This window comes from Methylobacterium sp. WL120, assembly GCF_008039465.1.
GTDB classification, from domain to species: Bacteria; Pseudomonadota; Alphaproteobacteria; order Rhizobiales; family Beijerinckiaceae; genus Methylobacterium; species Methylobacterium cerastii.
This window is the reverse complement of record NZ_VRUT01000008.1, coordinates 15,565-31,570: the sequence shown is the minus strand read 5'-3', so window position 1 is coordinate 31,570 and position 16,006 is coordinate 15,565. Positions and strand designations below refer to the sequence as shown.

General features: G+C 70.6%; 16 protein-coding genes. 9 read left to right on the top strand and 7 right to left on the bottom strand.

Annotation, left to right across the window (positions count from 1 at the left end; genetic code table 11):
• Positions 1-262 precede the first annotated feature (262 nt).
• On the top strand, positions 263-1,006 hold the full coding sequence (locus FV229_RS03140; RefSeq protein WP_147750545.1) for a 3-deoxy-manno-octulosonate cytidylyltransferase: 744 nt from the start codon (positions 263-265) through the stop codon (positions 1,004-1,006).
• A 7-nt stretch (positions 1,007-1,013) separates the two neighbouring features.
• Entirely contained in the window at positions 1,014-1,874 is an 861-nt protein-coding gene (locus FV229_RS03135; RefSeq protein ID WP_147750544.1) for a prephenate dehydratase, read from the top strand.
• Between the two features lies 1 nt (position 1,875).
• Here the strand turns inward: FV229_RS03135 and FV229_RS03130 are convergent, their stop codons facing one another.
• A complete protein-coding gene (locus FV229_RS03130) occupies positions 1,876-2,601 on the bottom strand; it encodes a tyrosine-protein phosphatase (RefSeq protein WP_147750543.1) in 726 nt (241 codons plus the stop codon).
• Positions 2,602-2,777: 176 nt separating this feature from the next.
• Between FV229_RS03130 and FV229_RS03125 the strand changes: the two genes are divergently transcribed.
• Positions 2,778-3,284, top strand: a complete 507-nt coding sequence (locus FV229_RS03125) for a GNAT family N-acetyltransferase (protein ID WP_147750542.1) — start codon at positions 2,778-2,780, stop codon at positions 3,282-3,284.
• Positions 3,285-3,398: 114 nt separating this feature from the next.
• On the top strand, positions 3,399-3,935 hold the full coding sequence (gene ppa / locus FV229_RS03120) for an inorganic diphosphatase (protein WP_147750541.1): 537 nt from the start codon (positions 3,399-3,401) through the stop codon (positions 3,933-3,935).
• A 415-nt stretch (positions 3,936-4,350) separates the two neighbouring features.
• On the opposite strand, the gene FV229_RS03115 is transcribed toward ppa, so the two are convergent.
• A complete protein-coding gene (locus FV229_RS03115) occupies positions 4,351-5,607 on the bottom strand; it encodes an FAD-dependent monooxygenase (RefSeq protein ID WP_147750540.1) in 1,257 nt (418 codons plus the stop codon).
• A 204-nt stretch (positions 5,608-5,811) separates the two neighbouring features.
• Between FV229_RS03115 and tesB the strand changes: the two genes are divergently transcribed.
• The 4 genes from tesB to FV229_RS03095 all read left to right on the top strand — a co-directional run bounded on the left by tesB (position 5,812) and on the right by FV229_RS03095 (position 10,686).
• Positions 5,812-6,720 carry an acyl-CoA thioesterase II gene (tesB, locus tag FV229_RS03110; RefSeq protein ID WP_147750539.1) on the top strand — a complete coding sequence of 303 codons (909 nt, stop codon included), beginning with the start codon at positions 5,812-5,814 and terminating at the stop codon, positions 6,718-6,720.
• Positions 6,721-7,030: 310 nt separating this feature from the next.
• Positions 7,031-7,369 carry a P-II family nitrogen regulator gene (locus tag FV229_RS03105; RefSeq protein WP_147728184.1) on the top strand — a complete coding sequence of 113 codons (339 nt, stop codon included), beginning with the start codon at positions 7,031-7,033 and terminating at the stop codon, positions 7,367-7,369.
• A gap of 83 nt (positions 7,370-7,452) precedes the next feature.
• The gene (locus tag FV229_RS03100) at positions 7,453-8,958 is read left to right on the top strand and encodes an ammonium transporter (protein WP_147750538.1); all 1,506 of its coding nucleotides are present in this window, start codon (positions 7,453-7,455) and stop codon (positions 8,956-8,958) included.
• 450 nt (positions 8,959-9,408) lie between these two features.
• The gene (locus tag FV229_RS03095) at positions 9,409-10,686 is read left to right on the top strand and encodes an outer membrane beta-barrel protein (RefSeq protein WP_147750537.1); all 1,278 of its coding nucleotides are present in this window, start codon (positions 9,409-9,411) and stop codon (positions 10,684-10,686) included.
• A 127-nt stretch (positions 10,687-10,813) separates the two neighbouring features.
• Here FV229_RS03095 and FV229_RS03090 read toward each other — a convergent pair whose 3' ends face one another.
• The 3 genes from FV229_RS03090 to trmD all read right to left on the bottom strand — a co-directional run bounded on the left by FV229_RS03090 (position 10,814) and on the right by trmD (position 13,239).
• On the bottom strand, positions 10,814-11,983 hold the full coding sequence (locus FV229_RS03090; protein ID WP_147750536.1) for a phosphoserine transaminase: 1,170 nt from the start codon (positions 11,981-11,983) through the stop codon (positions 10,814-10,816).
• Positions 11,984-12,132: 149 nt separating this feature from the next.
• Positions 12,133-12,291 (bottom strand): hypothetical protein, encoded by a 159-nt coding sequence (locus FV229_RS27210; RefSeq protein ID WP_187273669.1) that lies wholly within the window; start codon positions 12,289-12,291, stop codon positions 12,133-12,135.
• 231 nt (positions 12,292-12,522) lie between these two features.
• On the bottom strand, positions 12,523-13,239 hold the full coding sequence (trmD, locus tag FV229_RS03085) for a tRNA (guanosine(37)-N1)-methyltransferase TrmD (RefSeq protein ID WP_147750577.1): 717 nt from the start codon (positions 13,237-13,239) through the stop codon (positions 12,523-12,525).
• Between the two features lie 119 nt (positions 13,240-13,358).
• On the opposite strand from trmD, the gene FV229_RS03080 reads away from it, so the two are divergent.
• Positions 13,359-14,096 (top strand): methyltransferase domain-containing protein, encoded by a 738-nt coding sequence (locus FV229_RS03080; protein WP_147750535.1) that lies wholly within the window; start codon positions 13,359-13,361, stop codon positions 14,094-14,096.
• Between the two features lie 242 nt (positions 14,097-14,338).
• On the opposite strand, the gene FV229_RS03075 is transcribed toward FV229_RS03080, so the two are convergent.
• Both FV229_RS03075 and FV229_RS03070 read right to left on the bottom strand, forming a co-directional pair.
• Positions 14,339-14,575 (bottom strand): hypothetical protein, encoded by a 237-nt coding sequence (locus FV229_RS03075; RefSeq protein ID WP_306422439.1) that lies wholly within the window; start codon positions 14,573-14,575, stop codon positions 14,339-14,341.
• 17 nt (positions 14,576-14,592) lie between these two features.
• Positions 14,593-15,744, bottom strand: a complete 1,152-nt coding sequence (locus FV229_RS03070) for a helix-turn-helix domain-containing protein (RefSeq protein ID WP_147750533.1) — start codon at positions 15,742-15,744, stop codon at positions 14,593-14,595.
• Positions 15,745-16,006: the final 262 nt, after the last annotated feature.

Here is a 16,006-nt window from a genome sequence, read left to right as displayed (position 1 = left end):
TGACAATGGCGGATCGGGTGACGACGGCCACACGATTGGTCGCACGCCGCCCGCCACCCAACGCGCCCGGGCGCCCTCGGGTGCCCGAACCGGGCCTGTGGCGTGCCCCCGCGGGGCGTTTGGCGTACACCCAGCGGGGCGTACGACCGCGCGCCGGCGCCTTCGATGACAAGGCGGCGGGCGCCTGTTAAGCACCCGTCCGCGGCCGGATCGCTGGCCCCAAATCGCCGCCTCAAAGTCGCTCGCCCGAGATCGCCGACGGATGTCCGATCCCCTCGTCCTGATTCCCGCCCGCCTCGCGGCGACGCGCCTGCCGAACAAGCCTCTGGCCCTGATCGCCGGCGAGGCGATGATCGTCCACGTCTGGCGCCGCGCGGTCGAGGCCGGCATCGGCCCGGTGGTGGTCGCCACCGACACCGCGGAGATCGCCGCCGCGGTCGAGGCGGTGGGCGGCGTCGCGGTGATGACGCGGGCCGACCACCCGTCGGGCTCCGACCGGCTCGCCGAGGCCCTGGAGATCGTCGACCCGCAGGGGAACCACGACGTCGTCGTCAACGTGCAGGGCGACCTGCCGACGATCGACCCGCGCGCCATCGGCGCGGCGGTGGCGCTGCTCGCCGACCGGGCGGTCGACATCGCGACGCTGTGCGCGCCGATCACCGATCCGGCCGAGGCCGACGACCCGAACGTGGTCAAGCTCGTCGGCCACACGGTCGGGCCGGAGCGCCTGCGCGCGCTGTACTTCACCCGTGCCCGCGCTCCGTGGGGCGACGGGCCGCTGTTCCACCATATCGGCCTCTACGCCTACCGCCGCCGGGCGCTGACGCGCTTCATGGCGCTGCCGCCGGGCGAGCTCGAGACCCGCGAGAAGCTGGAGCAGCTCCGCGCCCTGGAGGCCGGGATGCGCATCGACGCCGCGATCGTCGACGACCTGCCGCTCGGCGTCGACACCCCCGCCGACCTGGAGCGCGCCCGCGCCCTGCTCGGCGCCCGCCGCCTCAACTGACGATCCGATGACCGATCCGAAGACCATCAGCTACCAGGGCGAGCCCGGCGCCAACTCGCACATCATCTGCGCGGAGGCCTACCCGGACTGGACGCCGCTCCCCTGCCCCACCTTCGAGGACGCCTTCGCGGCGGTCACCGAAGGCCGGGCGCAGGCCGCGATGATCCCGATCGAGAACTCGATCGCGGGCCGCGTCGCCGACATCCACCACCTGATCCCGACCTCGGCGCTCCACATCGTCGCCGAGCACTTCCTGCCGATCCACTTCCAGCTGATGGTCCTGCCGGGCACGAAGCTGGAAGACCTCAAGTCCGTCCACACCCACGTCCACGCGCTCGGCCAGTGCCGCCGCATCATCCGGCGGCTCGGCCTCAAGGCGGTGGTGGCCGGCGACACCGCGGGCGCCGCCCGCGAGGTGATGGAGGCCGGCGATACGTCCCGCGCGGCCTTGGCGCCGGCTCTGGCGGCGGAGGTCTACGGCCTCGACATCCTCGCCCGCGATGTCGAGGACGAGGCCCACAACACCACCCGGTTCGTGGTGTTCCGGCCCGACGCCCTGCCTGCGGCTTCGGACGACCGGCCGATGGTGACGAGCTTCGTCTTCCGGGTGCGCAACATCCCGGCGGCGCTCTACAAGGCGCTCGGGGGCTTCGCCACCAACGGCGTCAACATGTCGAAGCTCGAGAGCTACATGGTCGACGGCGAGTTCACCGCGACGCAGTTCTACGCCGAGGTCGACGGCCACCCCGAGGAGCCGGGGCTGGCCCGGGCGCTCGCCGAGCTGGCGTACTTCTCGCGCGAGCTGCGGATCGTCGGGACCTATCCGGCCCACCCGTTCCGTGACGCGGCGCGGCCGGCGGCGGAATAGCTCACTCCCGCCCGATCACCCGGTCGACCACCACGTCGGACCAGAAGCCCGGCCGGAAGCCGCGCTTCAGCGCCTCCGGGTCGTAGACGGTCTCGACCCAGGTCAGGAAGTCGAGGCCCCGCGCCTCCCCCTCGATGCGATAGCGCGCGAAGAACGCGTCGAGGATGCCGGTCTTGGCGAAGCGGAAATGGCCGTAGCGGGCCGAGAGCTGGCGCGCCGCCTCCGCCACCGGGCGGTTCTCGTGCAGGATCAGGTAGAGGGCGGCGCCGAGGCCCGCCCGGTCCGCGCCCGACTTGCAGTGCATCACCGCCGGGTATTCGAGGCCGGCGAAGAAGTCGCGCGCCGCCAGGATCGTCTCGCGCGAGGGCGCCTCGCGGGAGCGCAGCACGAACTCGACGAGCTTGAGCCCCTGGCGCTCGCAGGCCTCGCGCTCCAGCGGCCACGAGCCGTGCTCGCGCCCGCCGCGGAGCGAGACCACCGTGCGCACCCCCTCGGCGCGGAAGCGCGCGAGCTGGTGCGGCCCGGGCTGGGCCGCGCGCCACATCTTGCCCGTGCCGACGGGATGGCGGTTGAGGTAGGCCATCCGGAAGATGCCGTGGTCGACGAACAGCATGTTCGCCCAGGCGCCGAGGCGTGCCGGCGCGCCGCTGATCGGGCGCGCGAAGCGCTCGATGCGGGCCATGCGGCGGGCGTAGCGGGTCTCGGGGCTGAGGAAGCGGTTGAACACGGGCTCTCGGGGCTGCGTCGCGGGGCAGGCCCTATCACCGCACCCGGTGGGCGGCAATTCGGCATCGCCCTTGCCTGTCGTCGGCTGCCTTCTGTTCGCCCCGATCGCGGGAGAACCTGACGGCCCGACGCGGGTTGCCCCTCGCGAACCGCACGACCGAACGGAAGGGTCCGGCCATGAGCACCCGCACCACGAGCATCCGCCGGGCCCGCAACGCGGATGTCGGCGCGCTGTCGGCGGTGTTCGATGCGGCGTGGCGCGAGGCCTATCGCGGGATCATCCCGGGCGTCGCCCTGGAGCGGCTGATCGCCCAGCGCGACGGCGCGTGGTGGCGCGCCGCGCTGAGGCGCGGGCGGCCGATCGCGGTGGTCGAGACCGCCGACACGGTGGTCGGCTACGCCGGCTACGGCCGGGCCCGCAGCCGGTCGCTCGGCGTCGAGGGCGAGGTCGACGAGCTCTACCTCCGGCCGGAATACCAGGGCGTCGGCCTCGGGCGGCGCCTGTTCCTGGCGGTGCGCAACGACCTGGCCGACCACGGCCTGACCCGGGTCGGCGCCTGGACGCTGGAGGACAACGCCCGCGCCGCCGAGTTCTACGCGGCCTTGGGCGGTCGGCCCGGCCCGCGGGCGCTCGACCGCCTCGCCGGCGTGCCGCTGCCCAAGGTCGGCTACCTGTTCGGCTGACGCTTCTCCGCGTTCGTCGCGGGCGGCGGCGCGGCCCGGATTTGCTTCGGCGCCGAGGCGCTTTAAGAGACCGGCCCAACGGGGCGAGGCCCCGATCCACGGGACGCCAGCGCCATGATCATCGACAACATCTCGATCGGCAAGAATCCGCCGCACGACGTCAACGTCATCATCGAGGTGCCGCTCGGCGGCGAGCCGATCAAGTACGAGATGGACAAGGAGGCCGGCGCGCTCGTCGTGGACCGCTTCCTCTACACCCCGATGTTCTACCCGGGGAATTACGGCTTCATCCCGCACACCCTGTCCGGCGACGGCGACCCCTGCGACGTGCTCATCGCCAACACCCGCGCCGTGCTGCCGGGCGCGATCATGAGCGCGCGCGTGGTCGGCGTGATGGTGATGGAGGACGAGGGCGGCGAGGACGAGAAGATCATCGCCGTGCCCTCGCGCCACCTGACCAAGCGCTACGACCGGATCGAGAACTACACCGACCTGCCCGAGATCACGATCGAGCAGATCCAGCACTTCTTCGAGCACTACAAGGATCTCGAGCCCGGCAAGTGGGTCAAGTTCGTGCGCTGGGGCGACAAGACCGAGGCCCACCGCCTGATCCAGGAAGGCATCGACCGCGCCACCAAGGCCAAGGGCTGAGCTGCAAAGGCCTGAGGGAGTTCCGCGCGGCCTGATTCGAAGGCCGCGCGCCTCCTCCCTCCCCCCGCAGACGGGCTCCCGTAGTCACACATGTCGTCACGGCCTCGGACGACCCGCGGGTTCCCCTCTCCCCGCGGGCGGGGAGAGGCCTGCACGGACCTCGTCGTCCGTGCGGGAAGCGAAGGCGAAGCCGCAGCGGCGGTGAGGGGGAGCTTCCGAAAGAGCCACGTCCGGCGTCGCCCCCTCACCGTCGGCTGCCGCCTCGCTTTGCCGACGACGAGGTCGGCAAAGCCCTCTCCCCGCATGCGGGGAGAGGGGATGCGCGTAGAGTGCATCGCCAGAAGCCGGGATGTCTGAATTCCGTCGGCAGAGCGGCGGGGAAACCGAGCGCGTTACCGCCACGACCTGAGGCGCCTCACAGCGCCTCGCCGCGCAGCAGCCGCGGTTGGGTGCCGCGCGAGGCGGCGGCCTCGCCGACGAAGAAGCGCTTGAGGCCGGGCAGTCGGTCGACGAGGCCGAGGCCCAGGTCGCGGGCGATGCGGACCGGCAGGGCGTCGTTCGAGAACAGGCGGTTGAGGCCGTCGGTGGCCGCCGCCATCGCCAGCGTGTCGAACCGGCGCGCCCGCTCGTAGGCGACGAGCACGTCGGCCGCGCCCGGATCGAGCCCGAGGCGCAGGGCGCCGGTGACCGCCTCCGCCAGCGCCGCCGCGTCGGCGAGGCCGAGGTTCAGCCCCTGGCCCGCGATCGGATGGATGACGTGGGCGGCGTCCCCCAGCAGCGCCAGGCGCTCGCCGTGGAAACGCCGGGCGATGCCGAAGGCGAGCGGGTGGGCGCTCGGCCCCTGCTCCAGCGCCAGCTGCCCGAGCTGAGGCGTGAACCGCCGCTCGATCTCGGCCAGCACCGCGTCGGGCTCGCCCCCGAGCAGGGCGTCGACGTCGGCGGCCCGCTCGGTCCAGACGATCGAGGAGCGGTGGCCCTGCGGCCCGTCGGCCAGCGGCAGGATCGCGAACGGGCCGCTCGGGAGGAAGTGCTCGGTCGCCCGGCCGCCGTGCGGGCGGGCGTGCAGTACCGTCGCGACGATGCCCACCTGCGGGTACGACCAGCCGACCCAGCCGATCCCGGCCGCCTCGCGCAGGCGCGAGCGCGCTCCGTCGGCGGCCACGAGCAGGGCCGTCCGCAGGTCGCGCCCGTCGGCGAGCGTGGCGCGGATGGTGTCGCCGTCGGGCGTCGCGCGGGCGATCCCGACCGGCTCCAGCGCGACGCCGGCCGCCTCGCAGGCCGCGCGAAGGGCTTCCACAAGCGCCTCCGCCTCGACCATGTGGGCGAAGGGGCCGTCGGCGTCCCGCGGCGTCTGCGCGAAGGTGAGGAAGACCGGGCGCACCGGGTCGGGGAGCCGGCTGTCGCTGATCGCCATCTCGGTGATCGGTGCGGCCGCCGCCCCGAGCCCGTCCCAGATCCCGAGCCGCTCCAGCATGCGCCGGCCGCCCGCCGCGATGGCGAAGGCCCGGCCCCGCTGCCGCACGGCCGCCTGCGCGAGCCCCGGATCGCAGACCGTGACCGCGAGCGCATCCCCGTGCGCCTGGCGCAGGGCCAGGGCCAGCGACAGGCCCGGGATGCCCGCGCCCGCGAGCAGCAGGTGGCGGCTGCCCGGGCGGGTCGTCGAACCCCTCATCGCCTCGTCCTCATCGTTCGTGCATCCCGCCTCGCGGCGTCCCGGCAGTGACACCGCTTCCGCCCGCAGGCAACGCCCGGCGCGGGCGGGCGGTCCCGGAGTGGCGCCGTCGCAGGCCGAGCGCGATGGCGGGCGCGATGGCGAGGCGGGCCGTGCGGATGCTATGGCGGAGGCGTCCCCGCCGAGAAAGCCCGCCGCACCGCCATGCCGTCCGATCCCGTCCTGCCGCCCGAGCCGGCCTCGCCGACCAACCCCGACATCGTCGCCGAACTCCTCGCCATCCTCGACCTCGAGCGGCTGGAGACCGACCTGTTCCGCGGCGTCAGCCCGCAGAACGGCTGGAAGCGGGTGTTCGGCGGGCAGGTGGTGGGGCAGGCGCTGGTCGCCGCGACCCGCACGGTGCCGAGCGCCCGGGCGCCGCACTCGCTCCACGCCTACTTCCTCCTCGGCGGCGATCCCAGTGTGCCGATCGTCTACGAGGTCGAGCGCATCCGCGACGGCCAGAGCTTCACCACGCGCCGGGTCAAGGCGATCCAGCACGGCCGCGCGATCTTCGCGATGACCGCCTCGTACCAGGTGACGGAATCCGGCCACGCCCACCAGGCGGCGATGCCCGAGGCGCCGCCGCCGGAATCGCTGCCCGACACCAAGTCCCTGCTCGCCAAGGGCGTGCCCGGCATCCCCGCGGCGGTGGCCGGCTATTTCGGCCGTCCCCGCCCGATCGAGCTGAAGCCGGTCGACCTGCGGCGCTACCTCGAAGGCGGGCCGCAGGCGCCCCTGTGCAATGTCTGGCTGCGCGCGGCCTCGACGCTCCCCGACGACCCGGCGATCCACCAGGCGGTGCTCGCCTACGCCTCGGACATGACCCTGCTCGACGCCACGCTGATCGCCCACGGCCGCTCGGTGTTCGATGCCGACATCCAGTCGGCGAGCCTCGACCACGCCCTGTGGTTCCACCGCCCGTTCCGGGCCGACGACTGGCTGCTCTACGCGCAGGACAGCCCCAACGCGGCGGGCGCCCGGGGTTTCGCCCGCGGCCAGATCTTCTCGCGCGACGGGACGCTGGTGGCGTCGGTGGCGCAGGAGGGCCTGATCCGCCCGCGGTCGGCCTAGTTTCGCGCCAAACCCTTCGGCGGCGGCCTTGGTGGCCGTTCGATTGAGCTTCGATCGAGCAAGATGCCTGCTCAGTAGGCATCTACTGCTCAGCTTGCGCCCGCCGCCGCGCCAGTGCGCGACCAATGCGTGTGCATTCGGGACGGATGCGAAAAGGTTCCCGAATACGTCGGCCCTGGCATAGTCCTTGAATGACGGCCCGGCGATCGCGGGGCCATTCCGGCCCTGCGCGACCATTCCCGGACCGGGGCCCCCTGCCGAGCGTCGGCTGCGGCGGACGGTTCCCAAGCCACAGCAGGGGGCGCCACCCATGAAAATCGTGATGGCCATCATCAAGCCGTTCAAGCTGGAGGAGGTGCGCGACGCGCTGACCGGCATCGGCGTGCACGGCCTGACGGTGACCGAGGTCAAGGGCTACGGCCGCCAGAAGGGCCACACCGAGATCTACCGCGGCGCGGAATACGCCGTGAGCTTCCTGCCCAAGCTGAAGATCGAGGTCGCGGTCGCCGCCGACCTGACCAGCACGGTGATCGACGCCATCGCGGGCGCCGCCCGCACCGGCCAGATCGGCGACGGCAAGATCTTCGTCATGCCGCTGGAGAAGGCCGTCCGGATCCGCACCGGCGAGACCGACGCCGACGCGCTCTGAGCGGCCGGCGACAGACGCCGTCCCTCCCTCCATTCTGCCTCGCATCCATCCTGACAGCACCGCGACCCGGGAGTCTCGTGTCCATGAAACTTCGTAACGCCCTCGCGCTCGGACTGGGAGGGGCCGCGCTCGCCCTCGTCCTCGTCGAGCCGTCCCTCGCGCAGACGCCGGTGCCCGAGGCGGCCTCCGCGCCCGCGCCCGCCGCCCTGGTGCCCAACAAGGGCGACACCTCCTGGATGCTGATCTCCTCGGCCCTCGTGCTGATGATGAGCGTGCCGGGCCTGGCCCTGTTCTACGGCGGCCTCGTGCGCACCAAGAACATGCTCTCGGTCCTGACGCAGGTCTTCGCGATCGTCTCGATCGTCTGCCTGCTGTGGGTGTTCTACGGCTACAGCCTCGCCTTCACCAACGGCGGCGGCATCAACGACTTCGTCGGCGGCTTCTCGAAGGCGTTCCTGAAGGGCGTCGACCCGAACTCGACCGTCGCGACCTTCTCCAACGGCGTCGTCATCCCGGAATACGTCTACATCTGCTTCCAGATGACGTTCGCGATGATCACCCCGGCCCTCATCGTCGGCGCCTTCGCCGAGCGGATGAAGTTCTCAGCGCTCGTGGTGTTCACCATCCTCTGGGTGACGCTGATCTACTTCCCGATGGCGCACATGGTCTGGTACTGGGGCGGCCCGGACGCGGTCGGCAACGCCGCCAAGGCCCTGGCTGCCGCCACCGACGACGCCTCGAAGGCGACCGCGCAGGCGGCCCTCGACGCCGTCAACGCCGACGCGGGCTTCCTGTTCAAGAAGGGCGCCCTCGACTTCGCCGGCGGCACCGTCGTGCACATCAACGCGGGCATCGCCGGCTTCGTCGGCTGCCTGATGCTCGGCAAGCGCATCGGCTACGGCCGTGACCTGCTCGCCCCGCACTCGCTGACCATGACCATGATCGGCGCCTCGCTGCTCTGGGTCGGCTGGTTCGGCTTCAACGCCGGCTCCAACCTCGAGTCGAACGGCACCACGGGCCTCGCCATGATCAACACCTTCGTCGCCACGGCGGCGGCGGCGGTGTCCTGGCTGTTCGTGGAGTGGGCGATGAAGGGCAAGCCGTCGCTGCTCGGCATGGTCTCCGGCGCCATCGCCGGCCTCGTGGCCGTCACCCCGGCGTCCGGTTTCGCCGGCCCGATGGGCTCGATCGTCCTCGGCCTCGTCGCCGGCGGCGTCTGCTTCGTGATGTGCTCCACCGTGAAGAACGCGATCGGCTACGACGACTCGCTCGACGTGTTCGGCGTGCACTGCATCGGCGGCATCCTCGGCGCCCTGGCGACGGGCATCCTGGTCGACCCGAAGCTCGGCGGCGTCGGCATCCCCGACTACGCGACCAAGCCCGGCGAGATGGTGCTCGGCACCTACGACATGATGAGCCAGTTCATCATCCAGGCGGAGGCCGTCGGCCTCACCCTGCTGTGGTCGGGCGTCGGCTCGGCGATCCTGTACAAGCTCGTGGACCTGACCATCGGCCTGCGCGTGACCCAGGACGAGGAGCGCGAAGGCCTCGACATCGCCGACCACGGCGAGCGCGCCTACAACTACTGAGCCGTCGACGTCCCCGAGACGTCCAAGGAAGCCCCGGTGCCCCGCACCGGGGCTTCTTTCGTTCCAGCGAGCCGCCGGCGAGCATGCCCATCAGCCCTCCGACGGGTCCGCCGACGGGTCCGCTCGGCGAGACCGGTGCGGAAGCCTGATCCCGAGGCAGGCGATCGCGCCGCGGACCAGTCCTCCGGCGTCGAGCGATTCGCCGATGCAGTCGATCCCGGCTCGTTCCGCCGCCGCTTGGTAACGATGCGTTAACGAAGCGGCACGGAATTCCGGAAGATCAACTCCTGACGGTGCGTTCGGCTGTGGTGCGACGGCAACACATCTTGGCGATAGAACTGTCCAGCTCTGGATTGCCTCTTTGCTAGGCAATTGCCCGCAAGATGTTTTTGCGGAGGTTGGGAACTTTCGGCACCTTGGCCGCAGCAAAAAACAAACGGGGCTCGGACTATGACCTTGAAGCTGTTCCTCCAGGGCGCCACGGCGTCGATCGCCACGCTGCTCTGCGTCGGACAGGTGTCGGCCGCCGACCTGTCGGCTCGGCCCGCCCCGCCGCCCGTGCCGGAAGCCTGCAAGGTCGCGATCACCTTCCCGGCCTATGGCGGCGTGATCAAGCAGAACCCGAACCCGAGCTGCTTCACCATCGGCGGCCTCGGCGAGATCTACGTCGGCGGCGCGGTGACCGGCTACGCCTACACCCAGACCAACCCGTTCAACACGCTCGTCACGCCCCCCGGCGTGCCCAACGACCGCGCCGGCCGCGTCGACTTCTCGAACCTGCAGGGCTTCATCCAGAAGGCCGACGGCCCGTTCCAGTTCTACGTGGCGGTCGGCGCCTACACGATCCCCGGCCTCGGCGCGCCGATCTACAGCGCCTTCGACCAGACCGACCTGCTCTTCACCCCGGTCTCGATCGCGTTCGGCAAGTATCAGATCAACGACGAGTGGTCGCTGCAGGGCGGCCGCATGCCGACCAACATCGGCTCGGAGCTGCCGTTCACCTTCCAGAACCTGAACATCTCCCGCGGCCTGCTGTTCAACCAGGAGAACGTGATCAACCAGGGCGTGCAGGTGAACTACGCCAGCGGCCCGTGGGCGGCCTCGCTGGCTGCGACCGACGGCTTCTTCTCGGGCGAGCTCAACTGGATCACCGGCCTGATCACCTACAAGATCGACGACGCCAACACGATCGGCATCAACGGCGGCACGCACTTCAGCAGCTTCAACTCCGGCCTGCAGAGCCTGCGCTTCCAGTACGCCACCCCCCTGGCGCTGCAGAACAGCAGCATCGTCAGCCTGAACTACACCTACGCGGCCGGCCCCTGGATCGTGACGCCCTACATCCAGTACACCAACGTCGAGCGCAACGCCGCCTTCGGGCTCAACGGCGCCGAGACCTTCGGCGGCGCGATCCTGGCGAGCTACGCCTTCACCGACAACTTCGCGCTCGCCGGGCGCTTCGAGTACATCGCCCAGACCGGCAGCCGCTTCAGCGTGATCCCCGCGACCTCCGTGCTGTACGGCCCGGGCAGCGAGGCGCTGTCCTTCACCGTCACGCCGACCTTCACCTTCGGCCAGTACTTCCTCCGCGGTGAATACTCGCGGGTCGAGCTCTACGACATCAGCCGCGGCAACCTCGCCCTCGGCACGCTCGGCACCGGCTTCGGCCGCACCGGCAACCGCACCTCGCAGGACCGCTACATGGTCGAGACCGGCATCACCTTCTGAGGCCGGCACCGCGCGGGACCGCTCATCCGGTCCCGCACTTGCGACCGAACGAAGAAGGGGCGGCGCCGATGCGCCGCCCCTTCTTCGTCTGCGCCTCGTCCGGCCTGCCGGGCGAGGCGGTCCGCGCTCAGGCGGCCTGCGTCAGCGCCGCCTTCTGCTGGGCGAAGGCCCAGTCGAGCCACGGCGTCAGGGCCTCCAGGTCGCTCCGCTCCACCGTGCCGCCGCACCAGATGCGCAGGCCGGGCGGCGCGTCGCGGTAGGCGCCGATGTCGAGGGCCACGCCCTCGCGCTCCAGGGTCTCGACGATGCCCTTGGCGACCCGCTCCACCACGGCGTCGCCCAGCGCGAGCACGTCCGCGTCGGCGATGACGAGGCACACGCCGGTGTTGGAGTAGGTCGCCGGGTCGACCGCGAGGTTGGCGATCCAGGGCGTGCGCGCGACCCAATCGTGGATCACCTTCGCGTTCCCGTCGGCCCGCGCGTGCAGGGCGTCGAGCCCGCCGAGCGATTGCGCCCAGGCGAGCGTGTCGAGGTAGTCCTCGACCGCGAGCATGGAGGGCGTGTTGATGGTGTCGCCGGAGAAGATCCCCTCGATCAGCTTAGCCCCCTTGGTGAGGCGGAACACCTTCGGCAGCGGCCAGGCCGGGACGTGGCTCTCCAGGCGGGCGACGGCGCGGGGCGAGAGCACCAGCATGCCGTGCGCCGCCTCGCCGCCCATCACCTTCTGCCAGGAGAAGGTCACGACATCGAGCTTGTCCCAGTCGAGCGCCTGCGCGAAGGCGGCCGAGGTCGCGTCGCAGATCGTGATGCCCTCGCGGTCGGCGGCGATCCAGTCGCCGTCCGGCACCTTCACCCCGGCGGCGGTGCCGTTCCAGGTGAAGACCACGTCGTTGGCTTTCGTGTCGATCGCCGACAGGTCGGGCAGCACGCCGTAGGGCGTCTGGTGGATGCGGGGGCTGATCTTGAGCTGCTTCAGGGTGTCGGTGACCCATTCGGAGCCGAACGCCTCCCAGGCCGCCACCTCCACGGTCTTCGGCCCGAGCATCGACCACATCGCCATCTCGACGGCGCCGGTGTCGGAGGCCGGGACGATGCCGATTCGGTAGTCGGCCGGCACCCGCAGCACCGCCCGCGTCAGGTCGATCGCCTGCTTCAGTTTGGCCTTGCCCGCGGGCGAGCGGTGCGAGCGGCCGAGCGGCGCGTCGGCCAAGGCCGCCGGCGTCCAGCCGGGGCGCTTGGCGCAGGGGCCGGACGAGAAATGGGGTAAGCGCGGGCGTGTGTCGGGTCGGCGCAACATCAGATCCATCCTTACAGATGGGCGCACCTCGTCGGGGAGGCGTGTCCCGCCGCCGGGATGCGCCGATCCGAGCATCGGCGCAATCATGGGGGGCTTGGAAAAATCTTCACCGGGCGTCCCGGTTCGGCGCCCCCGACGCCGGTCCGGCATCAGATCGGCTCGGATACCGGAATGAAGAGGCCACGAATACAACGCGGATTTCGCACCGCGATCTGCGTATGGCTCTTTTGCTTGAATCCCGACCCGGGATAGAGTTCGCCGCCCTCGGTAAAAATTCCCCTCACCGTATCGTAGGGTTCGAGGTCCAAGTCTTCGTCGCACGATTGATCGATCATGCGTGAAGGTGGTTGATGACGGCGCAGTCCAAAAACCGAAGCAGCTGATCGGAATGCTGGTCGTTCTTAATGTTTTTGTTTTTTGGCAGAGGAAGGTCCGGCGAGCCTGAGGTCCTATTGAGATCTCCGTCGGACTCGCAACCGACGATGCGAAAGATCGGCACGCGATCTCGGTTCTTCGACCATTCGGACGTGACGGACGCACTACCCGCGCGGCTTCCCCATCAGATCCGGCCGGCGCTCGGCGGTGATCCGCTCGGATTCCGCGCGGCGCCAGGCGCGGATCGCGCCGTGGTCGCCGCCGGTGAGGACGTCCGGGATCGTGCGGCCCTCCCAGTCGCGGGGCCGGGTGTAGTGCGGGTATTCGAGGCGTCCGCCCTCAAAACTTTCCTCGTCGCCCGAGGCCGCCTTGCCCATCACGCCGGGCAGCAGGCGCACGCAGGCGTCGACGAGGGTGATCGCCGCGATCTCGCCGCCCGAGAGCACGTAGTCGCCGATCGAGACCTCCTCGAGGCCGCGCCCCGCGATCACCCGCTCGTCCACCCCCTCGAACCGGCCGCAGACGATCACCGCGCCCTCCCCCGCGCTCAAGGCCCGCACCCGCACCTGCGTCAGCGGTCTTCCGCGCGGGGACATGAGCAGGCGGGGCCGCGCGTCGTCCGGGCCCGTCGCCGCGTCGATCGCCGCGGCGAGCACGTCGCAGCGCAGCACCATGCCGGCGCCGCCGCCGGCCGGGTTGTCGTCGACGTTGCGATGGCGGCCGAGCCCGTGCTCGCGGATGTCGCGGGCCTCGCAGACCCAGTCGCCGCGGGCGAGCGCGCTCCCCGACAGCGAGGCGCCGAGCGGCCCGGGAAACATCTCGGGATAGAGCGTCAGGATCGTCGCCCGCCAGGGGCGCGCGTTCGGCGTCGGGGTCGTCATGGTCGAGGTGGTCATGGTCGGGGCGGTCATGGCCGCTTGATGGCGCCGCGACGCCTGCGCGGTCAACGCCGCGGCCGACACCACGGCACTTGGTGCCGCCCTCGCGCGTTCGGACTGCGATGATCAGATCCGCTTGCGCCGCCCTCCTCGCCCTGACCTTCGCGGCGCAGGCCGCCGAACCCCTCGGGCCCCCCGGCGCGCCGGCCGCGGCCTTCCCGAAACCCGACCGGCCGGTGGCCGAGATCGTGGCGGCGCAATGGGCGCTGGAAAAGGACCGCGAGAAGGCCGACGAGTTCGGGCAGGTCGCCCGCCTGATGGGCTTCAAGCCCGGCGAGACGGTGGCCGACGTCGGCGCCGGCAGCGGCTACTACGTCACGCGGCTGAGCCCGCTGGTCGGGCCGCAGGGCCGCGTGCTCGCCGAGGACGTGACGCCGCGCTACCTCGCCGACCTCGAGGCCCGCCTGCGCAAGGCGGACCTGACCAACGTCACGGTGGTGCGCGGCGAGCCGCACGACCCGCGCCTCGCAGCCGACTCCGTCGACGCCGCGATCCTGGTGCACATGTACCACGAGATCACCCAGCCCTACGGCCTGCTCCACAACCTCGCCGCCGCGATGAAGCCCGGCGGCCGGGTCGGGATCGTGGACGCCGACGACATCCCGTCGCGCCACGGTACGCCGCCGAAACTCCTGCGCTGCGAGCTGTCGGCCGCGGGATATCGCGAGACGAGTTTTTCGGTGCTCGACGGCGGCGTCGGCTACCTCGCGGTGTTCACGGCGCCCGCGGCGGGCGAGCGGCCCGACCCGAAGGCGATCGTCCCGTGCAAGGACGAGGCGACGCGAGGGAAGGCGCGATAGGGGTGGCTTCGGCCGCCGAGACGGCGGCTTCGCGACCCCTCGCAGAGCCTCGCAAGTCCGCTTCCGGGCGTCTCGAGGATGCGAGCCGACGGCCGTGCCGGGTTGAAAGCCGTTCCACGAAGCGGCTGCACACGACGCTTCTGGGCGTGTGAGACCCGATCCGGTCGATCCCTTCGGGATGGCGGATTCGGGCTTCGCTCGGGCGCCGCGCGGGCTGGCCCGATCCGGCCTGTCGATCGGCGCTACGAACCGATGTCGCCGATGCCGGCGAGGCGCGCTTCGATCCAGGTTTGCGCCGCGTCGAGGCTGGCGAAGATCGGCGCTCGATAATCATCGACGCGGCCGAAGCCCGCCTCCAGGAACCACTTGCCCGCGTCCTCCCCATGCTGCTCCGACAACTGCACCAGGATCGCAGCCAGAAACCCATCGGCGAAGACGAGCCGGCTTTCCTGGTCGTCGCTTCCCGTGGCGACCTGCACAGGCTGTAACTGAAGGGTCATGCCGCAACACGCTCCCCCAGATGCAGGTAGTTGGCCTTGAACTCGGCCAACGCCTTGAGGCGCGGGAGGTCGAGGATGGTCAGTCGGCGATAGCGGAGTTCGATCAGCCCCCGCCGCCGGAGTTCCTGCAGCGTCCGGTTGAGGTGCACGTTCGACAGGCCGGTGGTGTCGGCCAAGACCTCCTGCGTGAGCGGGAGGTCGAAGCTGTTGTTCTCGACCAGTCCCACCACCTGGAGTCGGACCCGAAGCTCACACAGCAGATGCGCGAGCCTCTCCAAGGCCGAGCGGCTGCCGACGTTGACCAGCCACTCGCGCAGCGTCGCCTCGTCCACCAGCGTACTCACCCGGAACGCACGCGCGATCTGAGGATGATGCTCCATCACCTCGGCAACCGTCTCCGGTGCGATGCGGACCACGCGGCAGGCGGACAGGGTGGTGATCGCGTGGTCCATTTTGTCGAGCAACGCCACGTCGAGGTCGCAGAAGTCGCCCGGCACGAGGTAGGCGGTGATCTGGCGGGCGCCGGTCGCCCGCACCTTGTGGCGGCAGGCGATGCCCTCCAGGATCAGGAACACGCCCTCCGGCGCGTCGCCCTCGCGGACGAGGTCGGTCTGCGACGGGACGATCCGGGACGGAGCGCTGATCCGCTCCAGCACCGCCATGTCGGCCTCCGACAGGGGCGCGAAGCCCTTGAGCTTGCGCACGAGCGGATTGTTCCAGCCGGTCGCAGCCTTGGACAGCCGGAGCGGTGTCGGCGCCTCGGCGCTGACAGGTGCGGCGCTGGAGAGGGCGAGTTCGTCCAACAGGGTCACCACGTCCCAAGGCAGGGCGGGCTTGATCAGCCACGGCGCGTTGCGAAAGCTGGTGGCCGCCGGCTCGTCGCGGTGGATGCCGGTGTGGACGAGGAAGGGGATCTCCCGCTGGCGCAGCTCGCGCGACAGGGGGATGCAGGGTCCGTCCCGCAGCTGCACGTCGAGGACGGCCAAGGTCGGCTGCTCGCGCTCGAGGATCTGCACGGCGTCCGCCGTCGTCGCGCAGGGGTCGAGCACGCGGTAGCCCGCCGTCTCCAGCGCTTCGCTGAGATCCATGGCGACGACCGCATCCGGTTCCGCGAGCAGTACGGACGGCTGCTGACTCATCGGATCCATGCATAGCTCCCGTTCACTGCGCCGCAGAGCCAATTGCCGATCACATGGTTCCAGCACCTAAGTTATAAACGGTGCTCCATCGTATTTGATAGATATCTCTTGCTCTTGGTGTGGTAGCCAACACACCGTCCAGCTGCGTTTCACATAAGTTAAAGCTTAGTCCTGACATTTGACTAGATCGAAGATGCTCGGATACTTCGTCCGTCGTCTGCCGGTGGTTCCGGGCGCAGTCGCTTAGGAGACCACCGTGCTCTTGCCCTTC

What these genes read in the sequence shown, in the direction of transcription:
- tesB (WP_147750539.1), top strand. Translation starts at nt 5,812, where the DNA reads ATGCCGTCCGATCCCGTCCTGCCGCCCGAGCCGGCCTCGCCGACCAAC.
- FV229_RS03095 (WP_147750537.1), top strand. Translation starts at nt 9,409, where the DNA reads ATGACCTTGAAGCTGTTCCTCCAGGGCGCCACGGCGTCGATCGCCACG.
- FV229_RS03125 (WP_147750542.1), top strand. Translation starts at nt 2,778, where the DNA reads ATGAGCACCCGCACCACGAGCATCCGCCGGGCCCGCAACGCGGATGTC.
- FV229_RS03080 (WP_147750535.1), top strand. Translation starts at nt 13,359, where the DNA reads ATGATCAGATCCGCTTGCGCCGCCCTCCTCGCCCTGACCTTCGCGGCG.
- FV229_RS03115 (WP_147750540.1), bottom strand. Translation starts at nt 5,607, where the DNA reads ATGAGGGGTTCGACGACCCGCCCGGGCAGCCGCCACCTGCTGCTCGCG.
- FV229_RS03100 (WP_147750538.1), top strand. Translation starts at nt 7,453, where the DNA reads ATGAAACTTCGTAACGCCCTCGCGCTCGGACTGGGAGGGGCCGCGCTC.
- FV229_RS03135 (WP_147750544.1), top strand. Translation starts at nt 1,014, where the DNA reads ATGACCGATCCGAAGACCATCAGCTACCAGGGCGAGCCCGGCGCCAAC.
- FV229_RS03090 (WP_147750536.1), bottom strand. Translation starts at nt 11,983, where the DNA reads ATGTTGCGCCGACCCGACACACGCCCGCGCTTACCCCATTTCTCGTCC.
- FV229_RS03070 (WP_147750533.1), bottom strand. Translation starts at nt 15,744, where the DNA reads ATGGATCCGATGAGTCAGCAGCCGTCCGTACTGCTCGCGGAACCGGAT.
- ppa (WP_147750541.1), top strand. Translation starts at nt 3,399, where the DNA reads ATGATCATCGACAACATCTCGATCGGCAAGAATCCGCCGCACGACGTC.
- FV229_RS03140 (WP_147750545.1), top strand. Translation starts at nt 263, where the DNA reads ATGTCCGATCCCCTCGTCCTGATTCCCGCCCGCCTCGCGGCGACGCGC.
- trmD (WP_147750577.1), bottom strand. Translation starts at nt 13,239, where the DNA reads ATGACGACCCCGACGCCGAACGCGCGCCCCTGGCGGGCGACGATCCTG.
- FV229_RS03105 (WP_147728184.1), top strand. Translation starts at nt 7,031, where the DNA reads ATGAAAATCGTGATGGCCATCATCAAGCCGTTCAAGCTGGAGGAGGTG.